The 18,451-nt window shown below is 68.1% G+C and carries 12 protein-coding genes, 1 tRNA gene and 2 pseudogenes; 8 read left to right on the plus strand and 7 right to left on the minus strand.

The window, feature by feature from the left end:
• Nucleotides 1-193: 193 nt before the first annotated feature.
• Together ACWDO5_RS26595 and ACWDO5_RS26600 are read right to left on the minus strand one after the other, a co-directional pair.
• Entirely contained in the window at nt 194-1,054 is an 861-nt protein-coding gene (locus ACWDO5_RS26595) for a sugar phosphate isomerase/epimerase family protein (protein ID WP_450532888.1), read from the minus strand.
• Nucleotides 1,055-1,067: 13 nt separating this feature from the next.
• Nucleotides 1,068-4,559 carry a ThuA domain-containing protein gene (locus ACWDO5_RS26600; protein WP_450532889.1) on the minus strand — a complete coding sequence of 1,164 codons (3,492 nt, stop codon included), beginning with the start codon at nt 4,557-4,559 and terminating at the stop codon, nt 1,068-1,070.
• 165 nt (nt 4,560-4,724) lie between these two features.
• On the opposite strand from ACWDO5_RS26600, the gene ACWDO5_RS26605 reads away from it, so the two are divergent.
• A complete protein-coding gene (locus ACWDO5_RS26605; protein WP_450532890.1) occupies nt 4,725-5,090 on the plus strand; it encodes an MmcQ/YjbR family DNA-binding protein in 366 nt (121 codons plus the stop codon).
• A 326-nt stretch (nt 5,091-5,416) separates the two neighbouring features.
• On the opposite strand, the pseudogene ACWDO5_RS26610 reads toward ACWDO5_RS26605, so the two are convergent.
• A pseudogene (locus ACWDO5_RS26610) lies at nt 5,417-5,833 on the minus strand (transketolase); the annotation flags it as partial.
• A pseudogene (locus ACWDO5_RS26615) lies at nt 5,748-6,104 on the minus strand (transketolase); the annotation flags it as partial. The pseudogenes ACWDO5_RS26610 and ACWDO5_RS26615, both read right to left, overlap by 86 nt.
• A gap of 195 nt (nt 6,105-6,299) precedes the next feature.
• On the opposite strand from ACWDO5_RS26615, the gene ACWDO5_RS26620 reads away from it, so the two are divergent.
• Nucleotides 6,300-6,373, plus strand: a tRNA-Pro gene (locus tag ACWDO5_RS26620).
• Nucleotides 6,374-6,470: 97 nt separating this feature from the next.
• On the opposite strand, the gene ACWDO5_RS26625 is transcribed toward ACWDO5_RS26620, so the two are convergent.
• Nucleotides 6,471-6,620 (minus strand): hypothetical protein, encoded by a 150-nt coding sequence (locus tag ACWDO5_RS26625; protein WP_450532891.1) that lies wholly within the window; start codon nt 6,618-6,620, stop codon nt 6,471-6,473.
• A gap of 67 nt (nt 6,621-6,687) precedes the next feature.
• Nucleotides 6,688-7,569: a LysR family transcriptional regulator gene (locus ACWDO5_RS26630; RefSeq protein WP_450532892.1), complete on the minus strand. Its 882-nt coding sequence runs from the start codon at nt 7,567-7,569 to the stop codon at nt 6,688-6,690.
• Between the two features lie 127 nt (nt 7,570-7,696).
• Here ACWDO5_RS26630 and ACWDO5_RS26635 point away from each other — a divergent pair, with 127 nt between their 5' ends.
• The 5 genes from ACWDO5_RS26635 to ACWDO5_RS26655 all read left to right on the plus strand — a co-directional run bounded on the left by ACWDO5_RS26635 (nt 7,697) and on the right by ACWDO5_RS26655 (nt 15,525).
• Nucleotides 7,697-9,145: an MFS transporter gene (locus ACWDO5_RS26635; protein WP_450532893.1), complete on the plus strand. Its 1,449-nt coding sequence runs from the start codon at nt 7,697-7,699 to the stop codon at nt 9,143-9,145.
• A gap of 92 nt (nt 9,146-9,237) precedes the next feature.
• Nucleotides 9,238-10,782, plus strand: coding sequence for an amidase (locus tag ACWDO5_RS26640; RefSeq protein ID WP_450532894.1), 1,545 nt, complete (start codon nt 9,238-9,240; stop codon nt 10,780-10,782).
• A complete protein-coding gene (locus ACWDO5_RS26645; protein ID WP_450532896.1) occupies nt 10,779-12,164 on the plus strand; it encodes a dihydroorotase in 1,386 nt (461 codons plus the stop codon). The genes ACWDO5_RS26640 and ACWDO5_RS26645 overlap by 4 nt, the downstream gene beginning before the upstream one ends.
• Complete coding sequence (locus tag ACWDO5_RS26650; RefSeq protein WP_450532897.1) at nt 12,161-13,561, plus strand: amidase; 1,401 nt, start codon at nt 12,161-12,163, stop codon at nt 13,559-13,561. Before ACWDO5_RS26645 ends, ACWDO5_RS26650 begins: the two co-directional genes overlap by 4 nt.
• 686 nt (nt 13,562-14,247) lie before the next feature.
• Nucleotides 14,248-15,525: an MFS transporter gene (locus tag ACWDO5_RS26655; RefSeq protein ID WP_450532898.1), complete on the plus strand. Its 1,278-nt coding sequence runs from the start codon at nt 14,248-14,250 to the stop codon at nt 15,523-15,525.
• A 622-nt stretch (nt 15,526-16,147) separates the two neighbouring features.
• Here the strand turns inward: ACWDO5_RS26655 and ACWDO5_RS26660 are convergent.
• Nucleotides 16,148-17,107, minus strand: coding sequence for a LacI family DNA-binding transcriptional regulator (locus ACWDO5_RS26660; RefSeq protein WP_450532900.1), 960 nt, complete (start codon nt 17,105-17,107; stop codon nt 16,148-16,150).
• 226 nt (nt 17,108-17,333) lie between these two features.
• Here ACWDO5_RS26660 and ACWDO5_RS26665 point away from each other — a divergent pair, with 226 nt between their 5' ends.
• Complete coding sequence (locus ACWDO5_RS26665) at nt 17,334-18,401, plus strand: HupE/UreJ family protein (RefSeq protein ID WP_450532901.1); 1,068 nt, start codon at nt 17,334-17,336, stop codon at nt 18,399-18,401.
• Nucleotides 18,402-18,451 lie beyond the last annotated feature (50 nt).

Genomic DNA, 18,451 nt, shown 5'->3' on the forward strand with positions numbered 1-18,451 from the left:
GTTTCGAGGTTGAGCTGGATCTCGCGGGCGATGGTGGCGCCGAGCGCCGATTCGCCGGGGGTGTGGCCGTGTACGGCGTACAGCCAGGAGGGGCGTACGGGGCTCAGCCATGTCCTCTGTCAGTACCTGAGAGCGCCGAGGACTGAGCCCCGTACCCCCGGGAGGGGAGTACGGGGCTCTGCACTGTCCGCTGTCAGTACCTGAGGTTCGCCAGGTACGTGTAGCTGTTCTGCGCGGTCACGAACGGGTCGGCCGGCGAGTCGTGCTCGACCAGCCACTGCTTCACACCGCCGCTGCGCGCCGTGTCGAACATCGACGCGAAGTCCAGGGTTCCGGAGCCGACATCGGCGAAGTCGCCGTTCGGCGCCATGTCCTTGACGTGCAGCGCGGGGAAGCGCCGCGGGTGGCTCACGAACAGCGAACGCGGATCCGCCGCCCCGCCCTTCGCCGCCCAGTAGACATCCAGCTCGAAGCCCACCAGTTCCGGGTCGGTCTCGTTGAGGAGGATGTCGTACAGATTCTCGCCGTCGACGACCATGTGGTCGAGGCCGTGGTTGTGGTAAAGCAGCGGACCGAGACCGGACTCGCGGGCGGCGAGCCCGGCCTTGTTGAACTCCCGCGCCGCTTCCCGGAATCCGGCCGGATTGTGCATCGAGCTGGGCAGGCTCGGCACCACGATCCATCGCGCGCCGAGGGTGTGGATGTCTTCGAGCGCCTGCGGCAGACCGGCGCCGATGACGACGGTGTAGCCGACATGTTCGAGCACCGCCTTCAGGCGGGTCTCGTCCAGCATCCCCCGGATCGCGGCCGCGCTGTTGCCGTGCCGGCCGCTGACCCCGACCGTCGCGTATCCCATCTCGGCCAGCCGCGCGAGGGTCCCCTTGAAGTCGGTCGCCAGGGGCGTGCGCATCGTGTAGAGGTGCATGCCGATGCCGGAGGGCGGGATGCGCCGTCGGCGGCTCTCGCTCTCGGCGGCGTACGCCGGCCGGATCATGGCCGTCGCCGCGGCGGCGCCCAGAGCCGTGCCGAGGAACGCACGTCGTGTGCCGTTCATATCTGGTTCCCTCTCAACTCACATTGATTCGGACATAGCTGACCGTCGTGTCGCCCTTGTCGTCGGTGACGGTCAGATGTGCGGTGTAGTCACCGGGGCGGGCGTAGCTGTGCGTCGCCGTCGCCCCCTCCGGAGCCGTGGGCTTGGTGTTGTCGCCGAAGTCCCAGTGGTACGAGGCGATGGTGCGGCCGGGCAGCGGCTTGACCTTGCCGGCGAGCTGCACCGCGAGGGGCGCGGCCCCGGACGTGGGCGTTGCCGTCAGCGAGACCTTGGTCGCTGGGTTCTTCTCGATGCCTGGCCCGTTGAAGTGCAGCCAGTCGAGGGCGAGCAGGTCGGGCTTCTGGTCCGACCACTGCGGATTGGTGAAGACCGCGTACAGTTTCACGGTGCCGCCCGGGTTGTTGAGGGCGGTCGTCGGTGAGACGACATTGCCCCAGTCCCCGGTGTTCGGGATGGTCACCTTGCCCAGCAGCGGACCCGTCGGCGATCCGGCGCGGAACTCCACGTCCCCGCCGAGCCCGCCCGAGGCCGCCCCGACCGTCACCGACTCGATCCCCTTCAGATTCACGGGGTCGAAGCTGATCCAGTCGCCGTCCTCGATCTCAGCCAGCCGCCTCCCGCCCGAGGCGTCGGCGCGGTTCGCCACCACCGCCCCGGCGTGCGCGCCGCCGGTGGTGGTCATGTGCTCGGCCTCACGGAACGTCGTACGCAGGGTCAGTGAGCTGGAGCCGGTGAGCGCGGGCAGGCCAGGGGCTCCCTTGTCCTCGTACTGGGCGCTGATCCCGTAGTACAGATTCTGGCCGGGACCGTGGCTGTCGCCGGCGTCGGTCGCGATCTCGCCCGTGCAGCCGGTGTAGTTGTCCAGCGGATGCAGATGGCTGTCATGGCCGAGCTGCGACTGGACGACCACCCGCGAGCAGTCGATCCGCCGACCGTCCTCCTTGTCGCTGACCTTCACCGTGAAGGGGATGGTGTCGCCGAAGCTGAACATGCCACCGTTCGGCGGCTGTTGGATGGTCACCACGGGCCGGGTGTTGCCGACGGTGATCTCCTGTACGGCGAGTCCCGTCAGATCTCCCGGTCCGGTGACCGTCAGTCGCGCGGTGAAGCGTCCCTTGGTCCGGTAGACGTGGGTCGGGTTCGCCTCGGTCGAGTCGGTCGTGCCGTTCCCGTCGAAGTCCCATGCGTACGTCACCGGCTTGCCGCCCGGCAGTCCGGAGCCCGCACTGGAGAACTTCACGGTCAGCGGCACCGAGCCGGTGTCGGGATCGGCCGTGGCCTTGGCGTCGGGCAGCCGGTCGTCGCCGACGTAGTCGATGCGGTAGATGCCGGAGCCTTCGTTGCTGCCGCCCCGTCCCGTACCGCTGCCGAGGCCGAAGTCGATGACGTACAGCGCACCGTCGGGTCCGAAGTCGGCGTCGAAGGGCTGGTTCCACGTCATGTCGCCGAAGACGGAGTTGATCGACTGCAGATCGCCGGCCTTCGCCGGCGCGAAACGCGGATCAGTGAAGGTCTGGTCCTGCCCCTGGATGGAGAAGGCCTTGAACCACCTGCGGGTCAGTTCGTAGTTCAGCCACTTCCCCTCGAAGTACTCGGGGAACTTGGCGCGGTAAGTGTTCGCCGCGTCGTAGTCGTAGACCGGACCGCTCATCGGCCCGCCGCCGCCCGTGCCGAGCTCGGGGAACTCCGCGGACGCCGAGTACGCGTACCAGACCGTGGCGGGCTGAGCCGGCGGCAGCTCGGCCAAGCCCGTGTTGTTGGGCGAGTTGTTGACCGGCTTCGCGCAGTCGAACTTCTGGCCCGAGGTCTTGGTCGTGAAGTCGTAGTCGTTGAACGGGGTGTTGTTGCCGATGCAGTAAGGCCAGCCGAAATTGCCCGCCTTGGTGATTCGGTTGAACTCGACCGTGCCCTCGGGACCGCGGTCCGGGTTGGCGGCGCGTGCGTCGGGTCCGTAGTCGGCGACCAGCAGTGCGCCGCTCAGCGGATCGGTCGTGATCCGGAACGGGTTGCGCATCCCCATCGCGTAGATCTCGGCACGCGTCTTCTCGGCGCCGGGGGCGAAGAGATTGCCCTCGGGGACGCTGTACGTACCGTCGTCCTTCGGCGTGATGCGCAGGATCTTGCCGCGCAGGTCATTGGTGTTGCCCGAGGTGCCCTGGGCGTCCCAGGCGCGGCGCCCCTCGCCCTCGTCGATCGGGGCGAAGCCGTCGGAGTTGAACGGGTCGGTGTTGTCACCGGTCGCGATGTACAGCTCGCCGTTCTTGTCGAAGGCGATCGAGCCGGCCATATGGGAGTTGGCCCGTCCCTCGCCGCGCCAGGTGGGAATGGTGAGGAGCCGCTTCTCGGAGGCGGGGTCGATCGTGTTGCCGGTCACCGTGAACCGCGACAGGTTGATCCGTTTCTCGGTCTTGTCGGAGTTCAGCAGATAGAGCCAGTTGTTCTGCCCGAAGTCCGGATCGAGCGCGAGGCCGAGGAGACCGTCCGACTGGCTCGTCATGTCGGGCGTGTACGCGAAGTCCAGCGCGGTGGTGACCTTCAGCGTCTGCTGGTCGATCACCTTGACCTTGCCGGTGCGCTGGATGAAGAACACCCGGCGGTCGGGCGCGACGGCGAGCTCGAAGGGGTCGGCGAGATCGCTGGTGGCCAGCGGTGTGCGCTGGAAGGCGCCGGTCTTCGTGGCGGTGCAGTCACCGGGCTTGTTGCCCGCGGCCCACTGGATCCCGCCGAGCAGATGCTTGAGGAAACCCTCTTCCTGGAACGCGGACTCGGCGTGGCCGCCCGCGGTGAACCAGGAGCGTCCGCCGTCGTAGTTCTGGCACCAGGACCACGGGTGGTCGACACCCTCATCGAGCCCGGTGACGCCGTCCCGCACCTTGATCTGGGCGAGGGTGTGCACCTTCCCGGTCGGATTGGTGCGCCAGTTGTACCACTCCTCCGTACGCTCCCAGAGCTCGGGAAGCCCCTTGGTGGAGGGGTGGGACTGGTCGAGCACCTTGATCCGCCCGGTCTGCACGGCCGGATGCTGGTCGAAGATCGCGCCGACCAGGCCCTCGTACCAGTCCCAGTCGCGCTCGCTCGCCGAGGCGGCGTGCAGTCCGACCCAGCCGCCGCCGCCCCGGATGTACTTCTGGAGCGCGGCGCGCTGCTCGGCGTTGAGCAGATCGCCCTTCTCCGGAGTGGAGTTGGTGTTGTTGAAGACGATCGCCTGGAAGCGCGCGAGGTTCGTGTCGCTGAACGCGGCGGCGTCGTCGGTGGCTTCGACTTCGAAGCCGTTCTCGCTGCCGAGCTTTTTGATCGCCTCGATCCCGGCGGGGATGGAGTCGTGGGAGAAGTTCGTGACCTTGGAGAAAACCAGTACGCGATAGGGCGCGGCGTCGGCGCGGGGCGGCGATGCGATCCCGAGGGCGACGACGAGCGCCAGCAGTGCGGTGATGACGGTTGAGGGGGAGAGGGACCTGCGGGTGAGCGATGCTCCTGGGCTGAGCCGTGCTCTTCGACTACTCATTGCGCTCCCGGTGCTGGTGGGCGGACCGCGGCTCAGGCGGTTAGAAAGCGCTTTCTGAATTCGTTGCACAGCGTAGGTTCCCGCCTCACAGGGGGTCAATGGGTCGGAGGAGCCCTGTGTTTTAAGGGCAGGGCGAGTGTCAGTGCCGCGTCGTACGGTCTGCACATGGCCACTGCCGACGACGTACGCAGATTCGCGCTCTCACTTCCCGGTGCGATGGAGAAGCTCGCCTGGGGCATGCCGACGTTTCGCCTGGACAGCGGGGGCAAGATCTTCGCCTCGCTCGATGACGACGACAAGGCGATGGGGGTGAAGTGCCCTAAGGAGGACCGGGAAAAGCTGATCGCCTCCGAGCCGGAGAATTTCTTCATCCGCGCGGGGCACGACGACAACTACGCCTGGCTGCGGGTGCGGCTGGCGGCGCTGGAGGACGAGGAGGAGCTGTACGCGATCCTGCTCGACTCCTGGCGCCAGGCGGCACCGCGCAAACTGCTGGACGCGCACCCGGAGTTGGACGACCGGACGGGCTGAGTGGCCGGGGCGCGCGTGCGGGGCGCCGCGGTGCGGCGTGCGCGCGGCTGCGGTGCGGGCCTGCGTGGGCAGCGTCGCGAACGGGGTGACACGGTCGCGGTGCGGATCGCGGCGCGAACCGGCGGCTCACGCGACCCGGCGGCGCACGCGAGCCGCGGCACGCCCCTTGGGCGGGGCGGGGACGCGGCGTGAGCGGGGCGGAGCGCAATCGCCGCACCGGCCCGTCCTGTTCACGGCGCGACCAACCGGGTGAGGGTGAACCGCGTACAGGCCTGGCCGGGGTCCTTGCTGAGTGCCCCGGCCCCGGGCTCCCGGCCGCCCCTGCTGAGGAATCCTGTGATCCGCTCGCGCAGGCCCCTGGGGTCAAGCCCGTGCGCGGCGAGGTGCTCGTCGATGTGGCCGTAGCGGCGCAGCTCCCGGCGGGCCACGCCCAGGCCGAGCACCCGGTGCGCAACCTCCGTGAGCGCGTCGTTCGCCGCGGTCGTGGACGTGCCGGCGAGGTACGGCTCGACGAGGACGACGTCCGCGGCCGACTGGGCGCCCGTCGCCGCTCGCAGCGCCTCGCCGTCGAAGGGGCGCACGGTCGTCGCGTACAGCACGGTCACATCCAGCCCCTCCGTCGCCGCGAGGACATTGTCGAGCATCGGCCCGACCGCGACGACAACCCCGCCGCGCCCCTCCCGCACCGTGAGGAACCCGGCGCGGCAGTCCGTGCCCGAGCGACCCACTGCTGATCTCGACGCCGGGCACCAGCACCCGGTCGGGGTGGTGGCCGAGGGGCGAGTTGTACGAGCCGAAGCCGGGCAGCCATTCCTCGGGGAAGAAGCCCCTGGCGGCGAGGACGGCGTAGTACGTCATGGGCCCGTGTCCCTTGGAGAGCAGGAAACGATCTCGGTCGGGCCCGTCGACGGTCTCGGCCGTGACGCGCAGCACACGGTCGTAGAGGACCCACAGTGCGTCGAGCGTGGAGGTCGCGGCGGGCCCGTGCTTCTCGTCGCCCGTCATCAGGGCCATCAGCCGGTTCAGGTTCTGATCGTCACGGACGGTGGCGACTGCTGTGTTTGTCGTGACACCACCGTGCAACCTAATTTGGTTGAGGTCATACATGGTCGGCGGGCCCGGCGGAGAGCGGTTCGTGACCACCGGTCGAAGTGCGGTATTGTTCTCATGCGCGTTCGGCCGGGGGGAAACCCCAGGTCAGACGGGCAGCGGGACGTGGCGCAGCTTGGTAGCGCACTTGACTGGGGGTCAAGGGGTCGCAGGTTCAAATCCTGTCGTCCCGACTTGCGAAACGCAGGTCAGAGGCCGTGTCGGAGTGATCCGGCACGGCCTCCTGATTGTTTCTGGGGACCACATGGGGACTTCGTTTGTGAAGACGCCTCAGCCGATGCCGGTTGCCCGGGGGGAGAGGGCGCGAGGCGCATGCAGCATGGTGAGGTGCGCCGAGAGGGCGGTGCCGGCGTCAGTGATCTGGGCACATAGGTAATGCTGAGTGGTGATGAGCGACCCGTGCCCGGCGATCTTGTCCACGAATCCACCCGGTGCGGTAGTCGTCTGGCGACGCCCCGGAGTCGACCTGGTACGCACGGAGCCACAGTTATGCGGTGCGTGTGGCCAGCGCAGTCGTCAGGAATGCCTGGGCCGCAGCGGTCAAGGGCTGGTCCCTGTGAACGATGAGCAGGTCGTAGGTCACCCGGGGAAGCAGGGACAGCACTGCGGCGCCTCTGCGCTCGGCGTCCCGAGACACCGTCCAGGGCAGAAAAGCCGCGCCCACGCCCTCAAGGACCATCGGCACGACCGCCTCGCGGTGAGGTGTCTCCAGCACTGTGCGCAACGCGATCCCACGTTCCTTCGCCTCGTCGAGCAGAATGCGCGCCCGGGTACCTACGGCACTGCTGATGAACGGGATGTCCACCAGTTGCTCGAGGCTGACCGGCCCCTGGCCGCTCAGCGGGCTTCCGGGCGGGAGCACAGCGACGATCTCGTTGCGGCCGATGGGGTGCCCCCGTAGATCCGCCGGCACCAGGCGGTCGGTCAGCCCGACCTCGCACGAGGCGTTGGTCACCGCCGCCGCGGCGAGGGCGCCTTCCTCCGTGGGCAGCATCGAGATGGTTACATCGGGATATTGACGGCGGAAGACCCCGATGATGCGAGCAAGCGGTTCCACGCTCAATGCGGGTGGAGCGCTGACGGTGACGCGCCCACCCCGGAACCCTTTCAGCGCGATCATCGAGAGCCGCGCCTCTTCCACGTCTTTGAGCGCACGTCGCGCGTAGGTGAGCAGCACGGCGCCCGCCTCGGACACCACGACCCCACGGCCGACCCGGTGGAAAAGCGGGGAGCCGCACTCCCGCTCCAGTTTGCGGATGCCCTCGGACAGCGACGGCTGGCTCACATGCAATCGGGCGGCCGCCTTCGTGAAACCGCCCTCGTCGACCGCGGCGACGAAGTACTCCAGCGTGCGCAGGTCCATATTCATAGACACACCCTATCGGTGACATCGGAAAAATAGACTGGACGTATCTGTTGAAGCGCCGTTTTGATACTGCGAAAGCGACAGTCCTCCCCGGCCGACGTCGGCACACACCCCATGACAGGAGAAAAGGATGGGCTCTTCCCCGGTCCTGATCAGAACCAAGGACGACGTCGTCCGCGCGATCAACGAGAGCGCAGACGCCCCGCGCAGCCGCATGATCGGTTTCATCGCCCTGGGCGGGTTCTTCGTCGACGCGTACGACTTCACCAGCCTGAGTGCGGGTTCGGTGCAGGTGAAAGAGGAGTTCGGGCTCACTGCGAGCCAGTTCGGTCTGGTCACGGCGACCATGGCCTTCGGCGCCATAGTCGGGGCGCTCTCCGGCGGTTACTTCGTGGACCGGTTCGGCCGGCTCCGCATGTTCATCATCAACCTGTTGTTGTTCGTGCTGGCGACGATCGGTGCGGCGTTCGCCCCCAATTACGAATCTCTCATCGTGCTGCGCCTGTTGATCGGCATCGGTGTCGGCCTCGACGTGCCCGTCGCTTTGGCGTTCCTGGTCGAGTTCATGGCGACGAAAAAGAAGGCCAAGTGGGCAGAGTCAGCGGCGGCGCTGTGGTCGGCGGCGACCATCTGCGGACTGCTCGTCGCCCTTCTGCTCCACGCACTTGGAGCCGGACACAACCTGTGGCGCTGGGAGGTCGGCCTCGGCGCTCTGCCCGCCCTGGTGATCCTTCTGCTGCGCTTCAAGTACATGGCCGAGAGCCCTATGTGGGCCGCCACCAAGGGTGACCTCGCCGAAGCCGCGCGGCTTCTCAGCCTCACCTACGGCAAGCCGTTCGAGCTGGCGCCGGACGCCGTGGCCGCGCCACAAGCCGCCTCAACGAGGAACCCCTTCCGTCCCTTCGGGCAGCTTTTCGCGGGCGAGTTCCGCAGGCGCACGATCCTGATCTCGATCATCAGTGCTGCGCAGAGCATCCAGTTCTCCTCGGTCGGCTTCTACCTGCCCCTGATCGTCTTCTCGTTCTTCCACAGCAGCTTCACCATTTCGCTGCTGGCGTCGGTGCTCGCCAACGCCTGCGGGCTGAGCGCCGCCCTGCTGGCGGTGTCGTTCGCCAACCGGCTCGGGCTGCGCAGGCTGACCATCATCGGGTTCTCCGGCGTCGCGGTCGTGCTCGTCGTTCTCGGCCTTCTGGGTGACGTGATACCGGCGGTGCTCGGAGTCGTACTGCTGGCCTTCTTCATCGGTGCGCACACCTTCGGCCCCGGTTCCACCGCCCAGTCGATGTCCGCCCTGTCCTACCCGACCCGGGTCCGCGGCGTCGGCGCCGGACTGTCCCAGGCCAGCAACCGCACAGGCAGCCTGATCGCGCTCTATGGCGTTCCGGTCCTGCTCTCCGCCTTCGGGCTCTACCACGCGCTGCTGATCCTGCTGATCGCCCCGGTGATCGGTCTGGTCGCGCTCGCCATGATCAAGTGGGAACCGGTGGGCAATTTCTCCGAGGACGAGCCGGAGTCCGTGTTCGGCTCCGCCGAGGGGGCGACGCTGCGTCCGACGGCCACCACTACCCACTCGTTTTGAAAGCAGGCACACCAACAGTGCACTCCCGTTCCGCCATTCTCCGACTGATCCAACCGGACCTCGAGGACGGCGTCCTCAATCGCGCCGGCAGCATGCTCGATGATGTCTCGGCCTACCTGGACTCGGTGGACGCACGCGATCTCGACGCCACGTTCCCGGTCTTGACCTTTGATCCGGCGGCTGCCTCGTCTTATCTGCCAACGCCCGTTGAGCTTGCGGGGGTCGGGTCTGCCGACGCCCCGGCCCCGCCACCTGACGCCGGTGAGCTGCCCTGGGCACCGGCCACGGACGTCGCCCGCCTGGTGCGGGAGGGGGAACTCACCGCGGCTGAGGTGGCATCCCTGCACTCCAGGCGCATCAGTGACTGGCAGCCGGAGGTCAATGCGTTCATCAATGTCACGCTCGATGAGGCGGCTCCAAAGCGGACCGGGGTGCTGGCTGGGGTCCCGGTCGGGCTGACGGATCTGATCGATGTCGCTGGGCTGCCCACCACGGCCGGATCGGCGATCCTGCGCGACCGGATCGCCGATACCGACGCGGACTGCTGGAGCGCCCTGTCCGGCGCGGGCGCGGTACTGGCCGGCAAGCTGAACGTGCAGGAGTTCGCGGCCGGAACGACCGGCGAGAATGCCCGGTTCGGGTGGACCCGTAATCCCTGGGACGTGACCAGGATGGCCGGTGGCGCGTGCGGCGGCGCGGGGGCCGCAGTGGCCGCGGGACTGGTGTCCGCAGCGCTTGGCCCGGACCCGGGCGGGTCGATCAGGGTGCCCGCCGCGCATTGCGGGGTCGTCGCGCTCAAACCCACCTACGGAGCGGTGAGCAGGCGCGGCGTTCTCCCGCTGACCTGGACGCTGGACGCCCTCGGCGTGATGGCGCAGCGGGTGCGGGGAGCCGCCGGTGTCGCCGATCAGCTGCTCTCCTCGAACACGCCGTGGGGCAAACGCGGCAGCTGCGAGAGCGCGGCGCTGGCAGGAGAACGGGCCCCCGGACTCGATATGACGCTGGGGATCCCCACGTCCTGGCTGGATATGGGCCTCGATCCGGAGGTGCGTGACGCGTTCGAACGCGCGCTGGGGCACCTCACCGGCCTCGGCGCGAAGATACGCGAGGTGGATGTGCCGTACGCGGGAGACATCCTGCGGATGCACCGGGCCATCGCGTTCTCCGAGGCCTCAGCTTCCCACGAGCCGTTCCTGCTCCATCAGGCCGACGAGTACGGCGCCAACATCCGTGACAGGGAGGAGGCGGGACGGGCCATGCTCGCGGGTCAGTACCTCAAGGCGTCCCGTATCCGCGCCTTGTTGTGCAGGGAATTCTCCGAGGTGTGGCGTGATGTCGACCTGATCGTGACGCCGACGGTCCCCGTGCCCGCCGCGCCCATCGGTACGTCCTCGGTCACCACGAGTTCGCGTGGCGCGGAGCCCACCCACACGGTGTACACCCGCTACCTGGCGCCGCTCAGTTCGCTCGGCCTGCCCGCGTTGTCCGTTCCCTGCGGCGCCACCGCGGGCGGTCTCCCGATCGGCATGCAACTGGCCGGGCCGCCGCATGCGGAGACGACGCTGTTCTTCGCGGCCGGCGCCTACGAGGCCACTACGGACTGGCACACCCGTCACCCCGTACTCCCTACTCGATGAAAGGCCGTCCCATGTACGACCTGGCCATCATCGGCGGCTCCGTCGTCACACCCGATGGCGTCCAGCAGACCGATGTCGCAGTCAAGGACGGCACGATCGTGTCCGTCGGCACTCCGGTCGCGCCCTCCGAGGTCACGGGACGCGTCGTCGACGCCACCGGTAAGTTCGTACTGCCCGGTGTGATCGACGCCCATGTCCACTGCCAGACCTGGACCGATCACGCGGACACCATCGGCGACTCCCATCGCTCGGCTGCCTACGGCGGGGTCACCACCGCGATCACCCAGATCAGGGCGCCCGTCGAGATGGGCCCCTCTGCCGCGATCGAGCACTACATAGAGGAGGGGGAACGCACCTCTCCGATCGATTTCGGCCTGCACACCATCATGCGTCCCGAGCACGACGCGGCCACCGAGGTGCCCAAGGTGATGGATCTGGGCAGCCCGTCCATCAAGTTCTTCATGTCCTACAAGGACACCGGCATCATGACGCCCGACGCCACCCTGCTGCGGAACCTCCGCGTGGTGGCCGAGAACGGCGGCCTGGCCATGGTCCATGCGGAGGACGGCGAGATCCTCAGCAACCTGATCGAACACGCACAGGCGACCGGACACACACGGCTCGAGGATTTCGCCCGGACGCATCCGGCATCGGCCGAGGATCTGGGCGTTCACAAGGCACTCGCCTACGCGAAGGCGACCAACTGCCCCCTCTACATCCTGCACATGACCACGGCGGGTGGAGTGGACCTCCTGCGCGAGGCGGCAGCAGCAGGCCAGCGGGTGTTCGGGGAGACCTGCCCGAAGTATCTGAGCCTGACCAACGACGATCTCCTGCGCGTCGGGGCGCAGGCGAAGGTCGGGCCTCCGCTTCGTACCGACAGCGACCGGGAACAGCTGTGGGGCGCGCTGCGGTCGGGCACGCTGTCCGTGGTGGCCAGCGACCACGCGCCACGGGTGCGTGAGCGTATGGGCGAGGTCGACGACGTATTCGCCGAGCCGTACGGTGCTCCCGGAACGGAGACCATGCTGCCGGTGATCTTCGACGAACTGGTGGTGCGGCGTGGCGGGGAGGTGTCTTTGCTCGCCGAGATCCTCAGTACTAACCCGGCGCGGATCTACGGGCTCTACCCGAAGAAGGGTGTCATCGCAGCCGGGTCGGACGCGGATCTTGTACTGGTGGATCCCACGCGCCGGGAAGTGATCAGGGCTGCGACGCAGCACTCGACGGCCACGTACAGCCTGTACGAGGGCCGTGCGGTCACCGGGTGGCCGGTCATGTCCACCGTGCGCGGCCGGATCGTGCTGGAGGACGGCGAACTCAAGCAGCAGCCGGGGTTCGGTCGATACCAGCACCGGCAGACCATCGGGCTGATGCAGTGACAGAGCTGTGGGAGCTCACCGCCGGCGATCAGGCGCGGGGTATCCGTGCAGGCGAATTCTCGGCGGAAGAACTGATGCGTTCGGTGCTTGGCCGTATCGAAGAGGCCGACCCGGAAATCAACGCCTTCTGCACGCTCAACGAGCGGGCGCTGGCGGATGCGCGGGCGGCCGACGAGGCGCTGGCCGGAGGTGCCGCGACCGGGCCGCTGCACGGGGTTCCCTTCTCCGTCAAGGACCTCATCCCGACCGCGGGGGTGCGTACCACCTTGGGCAGCACCGCCTACGCGGACTGGGTCCCCGACCAGGACGACGTTTCCGTGGAGCGGATGCGCGCGGCGGGTGCGCTCCTGCTCGGGAAGACCAACACCCGCGAGCTCGGGTACGGCGTTGTGACCGATAATGCGCTTTTCGGGCCGACCCGCAATCCCCGGCGGCCGGACCGTACGGCCGGGGGGTCCTCGGGCGGTTCGGCCGCGGCCGTGGCCGCCGGGATGGGATCGCTGAGCCTGGGCAACGACGGTGGCGGTTCGCTGCGGGTGCCCGCAGCCCTGTGCGGAGTCTTCACTTTGAAACCGACCTTCGGGGTGGTGCCCCTGTATCCGTCGTGCCGGCTGCCGACGCGAGCGGGGCTGGGGAGCTGGGAGACGCTGGAATCCATAGGGCCGATAACCCGCACGGTCGAGGACGCCGCGCTGGTGCTGGAAGCGATCGCGGGATTCGACCAGCGGGACCGGCATTCGGTACCTGCCTCCATGGAGGGGCTGCGGGCCTGTCTGGACGAAGGCGTGAGTGGGCTGAGAGTCGCTTGGAGCCCGGGTCTCGGGCAGGCCGACGTCGATCCCGAGGTGCTCGGACTGGCCACGCGCGCGGTCACCAGCCTCGGCCGCGACGGACTCGGCTGCGAGGTGGTGACGGTCGACCCGCCCATCGGCGATCTGCGCGAACTGCGTACGGTCTTCGCCGCCACAGTCGCCCGGGACTCCGACCTGCCAGGTTTGCGGGAACTTGCCGACCGTTACGAGGTCTCGGACGACATCCGGGAGCTCGTGGAGCGGGAGTGGACCGCTGAGACGTTCACCTGGGCCGCGACCCGGCGGCAGGTGCTCTATGACGCGATCCGGAGCTTCATGGTGGACTGGGATCTGCTCATCACCCCGACCACCGCGACCACGGCGTTCCCGATCGGCCTGCGATGGCCCGAGCACGGACCGGGCCGTGACTGGTCGCCGTTCGCGTTCCCGTTCAATCTCTCCGGACAACCCGCGGCGAGCGTACCGGTCGGGGTGACAGGCGACGGCATGCCGGTCGGCCTCCAGATCGTCGGCAGACGCCTGGCGGACGCCACCGTGCTACGGGCCGCACGCGTCCTCGAACGGGCAATGTCAGAAGGTTTTTGATCCCCCGAGCCGAAGCCGGATCTCTGCCCTTCCGCAGCCCGCGCCATCGTAGGAAGAGTTCCGAGGACTACCTGCCCGGATGCCGCGACAGGTGGCAGCCGGCGGGGGCCGTACGAATGCCCGCCGCAGTGCCGCCGCCCGGACAGGCGGCCAGACGCTAGAGGGGTTACCAAGCGCCGCTGGGGTACCAGCGCGGGCAGGGCGGCGAACCAGAACCGGTCCGCCGGTTTGTAGCGGACCGGACCCTTGAACTGGCGGCGCAGCACCGCGTTCTCCTGCCGCAGTACGAGTAACTCGGCGTCCCTGGCGGTGTCATGGCGCAGCAGCACCGCGGTGGCGGACAGCAGCTTCCGGGTCACCTTGTACAGCAGCGGCACAATCACCGGGACATGATCCCAGCGAGCCGACCGCACCGCTTCTACCTGCTGCGATGACTTTCCGAGCCGTACAGGCCCCGGCGCCCCCTCCCTCACGCCGGCAGGAACCGTTCCCGGACGACGTGGTCTTGTGCGACCTCGCCGGCCACAGCCGTCCGCAGCACCGAGTCCACCAGCGGCGGCGGCCCGGCACACGCAGACGTCCACCGGCCCCGTCGGCCGCTGTCTGGCCTTCGCCGCATATGATCGCTGGGAATCCCCGGATCGTCGGCGCACGAAGTGAGGCACTGGCAGGTGAGTTCACGGCAGGTGTCTCTTGCCAGTGTGGCACCGGCTGTTTTTCTGCCCGCGCTGCTATTCGAGACCGGCATGGGTGCGATCGCTCCGATCATCGCGCTGAGCGGGCGTGCGCTGGGTGCGTCTGTGGGCACGGCTGGGCTGGTGCTGGCGCTGCTCGGAGTGGGGCAGATCCTGGGGGATGTACCAGCGGGTGCTCTGGCGGCCCGACTGGGGGACCGCAAGGCCATGCTCATCGCCGCCGCGGTTGCCGTGGTGACCCTCTTCGGCTGCGCGCAGGCCAACACTCTGTGGCAACTGGCGCTGGCCATCACCGCCACTGGGGCGACGAACGCCGTGTTTACCCTGGCCCGGCAGTCCTATCTCACCGAGGTCATCCCCGCGGGTCTGAGGGCACGCGCGCTGTCCACACTCGGGGGTATGTCCCGGGTGGGCGCGTTCATCGGGCCGTTCGTTGGCGCCGCGGTGGTGCACGGCCGGCCGGTGCGGGACGTCTACTGGCTGGCAGTGGTGTGCGCCGTGGCCGCCGGGCTGGTAGTTCTGCTTGTCCGCGACGTGTCGGAGCCCGGCACAGTGCAGGCACGCCGGTCGGTGCCCGTCTCGGTTCGGGCCGTGGTCGTGCGGCACCGCAGGGTCTTCCTGACCCTGGGCGTGGCTGTCCTCCTGGTGGGCTCCGTTCGTGCGACCAGGCAGACGGTGCTGCCGCTGTGGGCCGAGCACCTCGGGCAGGACCCGTCGACGACCAGTATCGTCTTCGGGATCGCGGGACTGGTGGACACCTTGACGTTCTATCCGTCGGGGAAGGTCATGGACCGCGCGGGCAGGTTGTGGATCGCCGTGCCGTCGATGCTCGTGCTGGGGTTGACGCAGGCTCTTTTGCCGCTCACCCATGGACTGGTCTCGCTGACCGTTGTCGCGATGCTCATGGGGTTCGGTAATGGGATCGGCAGCGGGCTTTTGATGACTCTCGGGGCGGATGCCGCGCCGCGGGAGACCCGCTCGCAGTTTCTCGGCGTGTGGAGGCTGTGCGCCGACTCCGGAAGCGCCGGAGGACCGCTGGTGGTGTCCGCCGCCGCTGGGCTGGGCAACCTGGCGTCCGGAATCGTCCTGATGGGCGGGATGGGGGTGGTAGCCGCGGTGGCGCTGTTGCGCTGGGTGCCGCGATACTCGCCCTTCGCTACCGCGGGTGCGCGCAAATCCGTGGTGGCGGGCCCGGCGGAACCACAGGGTGTGGCATGCGAGGGACTTCCGGGCACGCCCGGACAACCCGACCCGCCTGCGCAGCGGTGAGCGGTGAGCGACAACGGTGTCGCCGGTCGTCGATGGGGAGTTCGCCCTGCCCGGCGGTGGAATGCGTATCCATGGCCCACGGGCGGTCTTGGCGATGGCTTGCGAGACGCTCCCCCCGCCGCCCGAGCGGCGGGGGGAGTCCCACTCAAACTCGTCGCGGCGGTAGTCCCAAACCGCCTACTGCAGAGTACGGTCCCGATGGGCACTGCGGGTGCCGAATCATCATCCATACAGGTCAAGCCGTATGTCGGTACTCGTGGAGGGTGCCCGCCCAGTCGGTCGTGTCGACGGACATCGAGGCGGGTGATTCGGGCCGGTATGGCGGCCGGCTTGGGCGGTTCCCGCAGTGGGACAGCTTGGTCGAGGGCCGGTGAGGCCGGTGCCCGTTGTAGAACTGTTCGAACTCGCGCAGCACGTGGAGGAGGTGGCGCTGGTTCCAGACCGTCTGTAGGTCAAGGGCGCTTGATTACGCGGCTTGTTCGGACTTCGGCCGGTAGGGCTGCGGCCGTCTGGTCGCGGTATCGAGGCGTATCACGGTGGCCGGGTCGTGGTCGGGCGGGATTTGGTACCGCGGGCGATTGCTTCTCCCTTGAAGCGACGGCTCGTTGGGGAGGCCGGCCGTCTACCGGCTCGGGAGCGTGGCGCAGGATTCCGCGCGGTCGAATCGGGTCGGCAGCTCGACGGACCGTCCGGGCGCGCCCGCCAGTGCCTCGAGCAGCAGGTCGGCGCTAACCCGGCCGATCTCGGCGACATCGCGGCGGATCGTCGCCAGCCGTGGCCGCACGAAGGCGGCCATCGGAACGTCGTCACAGGTGACGAGGGAGAGGTCCCGGGGAACCTCGTACGGGAGTTCGGCGAGGGCCGACAGGACACCGACCAGGATCTGGTTCGAGCCGGCGATGAGCGCCGTCGGACGGTCCTCCCCGGTCAGCAGCGCGTATGTCGCCTTGGACCCGTGCTCTTTGGTGAAGTCCCCGCTGTGGGCGCGGGCCGTGACACCGGGCAGGTCCGCCACGATCCGGTACAGCGCCTGCCCGCGTTCCCGGGACGGACGTGTGTTGACCGAGCCGCTGACCAATCCGATCGAGCGGTGCCCGAGGTCCACCAGGTGCCGCACCGCTTCGGTCAGACCTCCGGCGTGATCGAGACGAACCGCCGACGCTGTGGGCAGTTCGGGGATGTCGCGGTCGACCAGCACGATCGGCACCCCGGCCTTGGTGAGCAGGTCGACCGTCTCCGGGTTCCTCTCATCGGTGACCGACACCAGCAGCCCGTCCACCCGGCGCTGGGCGAGCCTGCGGAGGTGGTCAGCCTCCAGCTCCGGATCGTGCAGGGAACTCATCATGAGCAGCGTGTAGCCGCGATCGCGCAACCGGGTCTCGGCCGCGTGAGCGATCTCGGCCAGCAACGGGTTGCGGATGTCGCTGATCACGAAGCCGATCGTCATCGTCGCGCCGGTTCGGATGCTCTGCGCGGCGAGATCCGGGACAAAGCCCAGCTCGTCGATCGCCTTCATCACCTTCTGGCGCATCTTCTCGCTCACGTCCGGATGCCCGGACATGACGCGTGAGACCGAGGACACCGGCCCTCTCGGGCAGTTTCAGAGCGTGAGCGCTTCGCGGCAGCGCGTCATCACTGACCCATACACGCCAACAGCTGTTCGTTTCCTGTGAACCTAAAAGCGCAACGTTGGTGTCACTTGGCCTAAAACATACAGACCCGTGACCGAGACTTTTCTTGCAGCAGACCGATGCATGGTGCGCTCCCGGGGCGGCGCGTGGGCCCGCAGGGCTGCGAGCGTTGCGGTGGTGGCCGCTGTCCTGCTCATGGCGCTCATGTCAGGAACCGCCTTCGCGCACGTGCGTTCCACGGAAGGGACCTCGCTGATCCGGCAGGACGGCTCGTCGGTGCGCTATGAGTTGAGCCTTGAGTACGACCTGCTGACCGCGGCCGTCGGACTCGGTATGCCGGACAAGGCCGACGGTCAGCAGGGCCGTGAATCGCTGCTCCAGCGGGGCCACGATCGGCTTGAGGTGTACCTCACCGAGAGTGTCGTCTTGGCGGTGGACGGGGTTCAGTGCCCCAGTCGGCTGACGAGCACCGGGGTCAAGGAGCGCCAGGGTCTCATCTACGCGGACAGCGTCCTCGTTTACGACTGCCCGGGCTCACCGTCCGGCAGCTACACGGTGCGCTACGGCGTCTTCTCGGGCACCGACGCCGTCGTCGACGACCACACCAACGTCGTGGACTACCAGCTCGGCGGGGCTTCCGACACGTACGTGTTCGACTCCGGGCACCATGAGTTCGAAGCCGGCAAGACAGGCACTCTCTCCCTGGTCAGCCGGTTCATCGCCATGGGCGTCGAGCACATCCTCGGTGGCATCGACCACGTGCTGTTTCTTGTCGTGCTTCTCCTTGGCGCGAAGGGCTGGCGAAGCGTGATCGCTCTCGCCACCACCTTCACAGCGGCCCACAGCGTGACACTCATCCTGGGAGTGCTCGGCTGGGTGGAGGTGCCTGCCCAGATCGTGGAGCCGCTGATCGCGCTGTCGATCGTGTATATCGCGCTGGAGAACATCCTGGGTGGCGAGTCACGGCACCGGCCGGTCGTGGTCTTCGGCTTCGGTCTGCTCCACGGGCTCGGCTTCGCAGGCACGCTCAGTTTCACCGACCAACTCGGCGGCCGCCTGCTGGGTTCGCTGGTGAGCTTCAACGTGGGCATCGAGCTCGGCCAGGCGCTGATCATCGCTCTGCTCTTCCCCTTGCTGCTGCTCATCCGCCGCTACATGTGGTCGCCATACGCACATTTCGGCGCGACCGCAGTGGCCGGGTCATTCGGCTTCATCTGGTTCTTCCAACGCTTCCTGGCTGCCTGATCCAGGACCACAAGACCTTTTTCCGCGAGTCACTCCGAAGTATCTGAAGA

Source organism: Streptomyces sp. NPDC000880, from assembly GCF_053599675.1.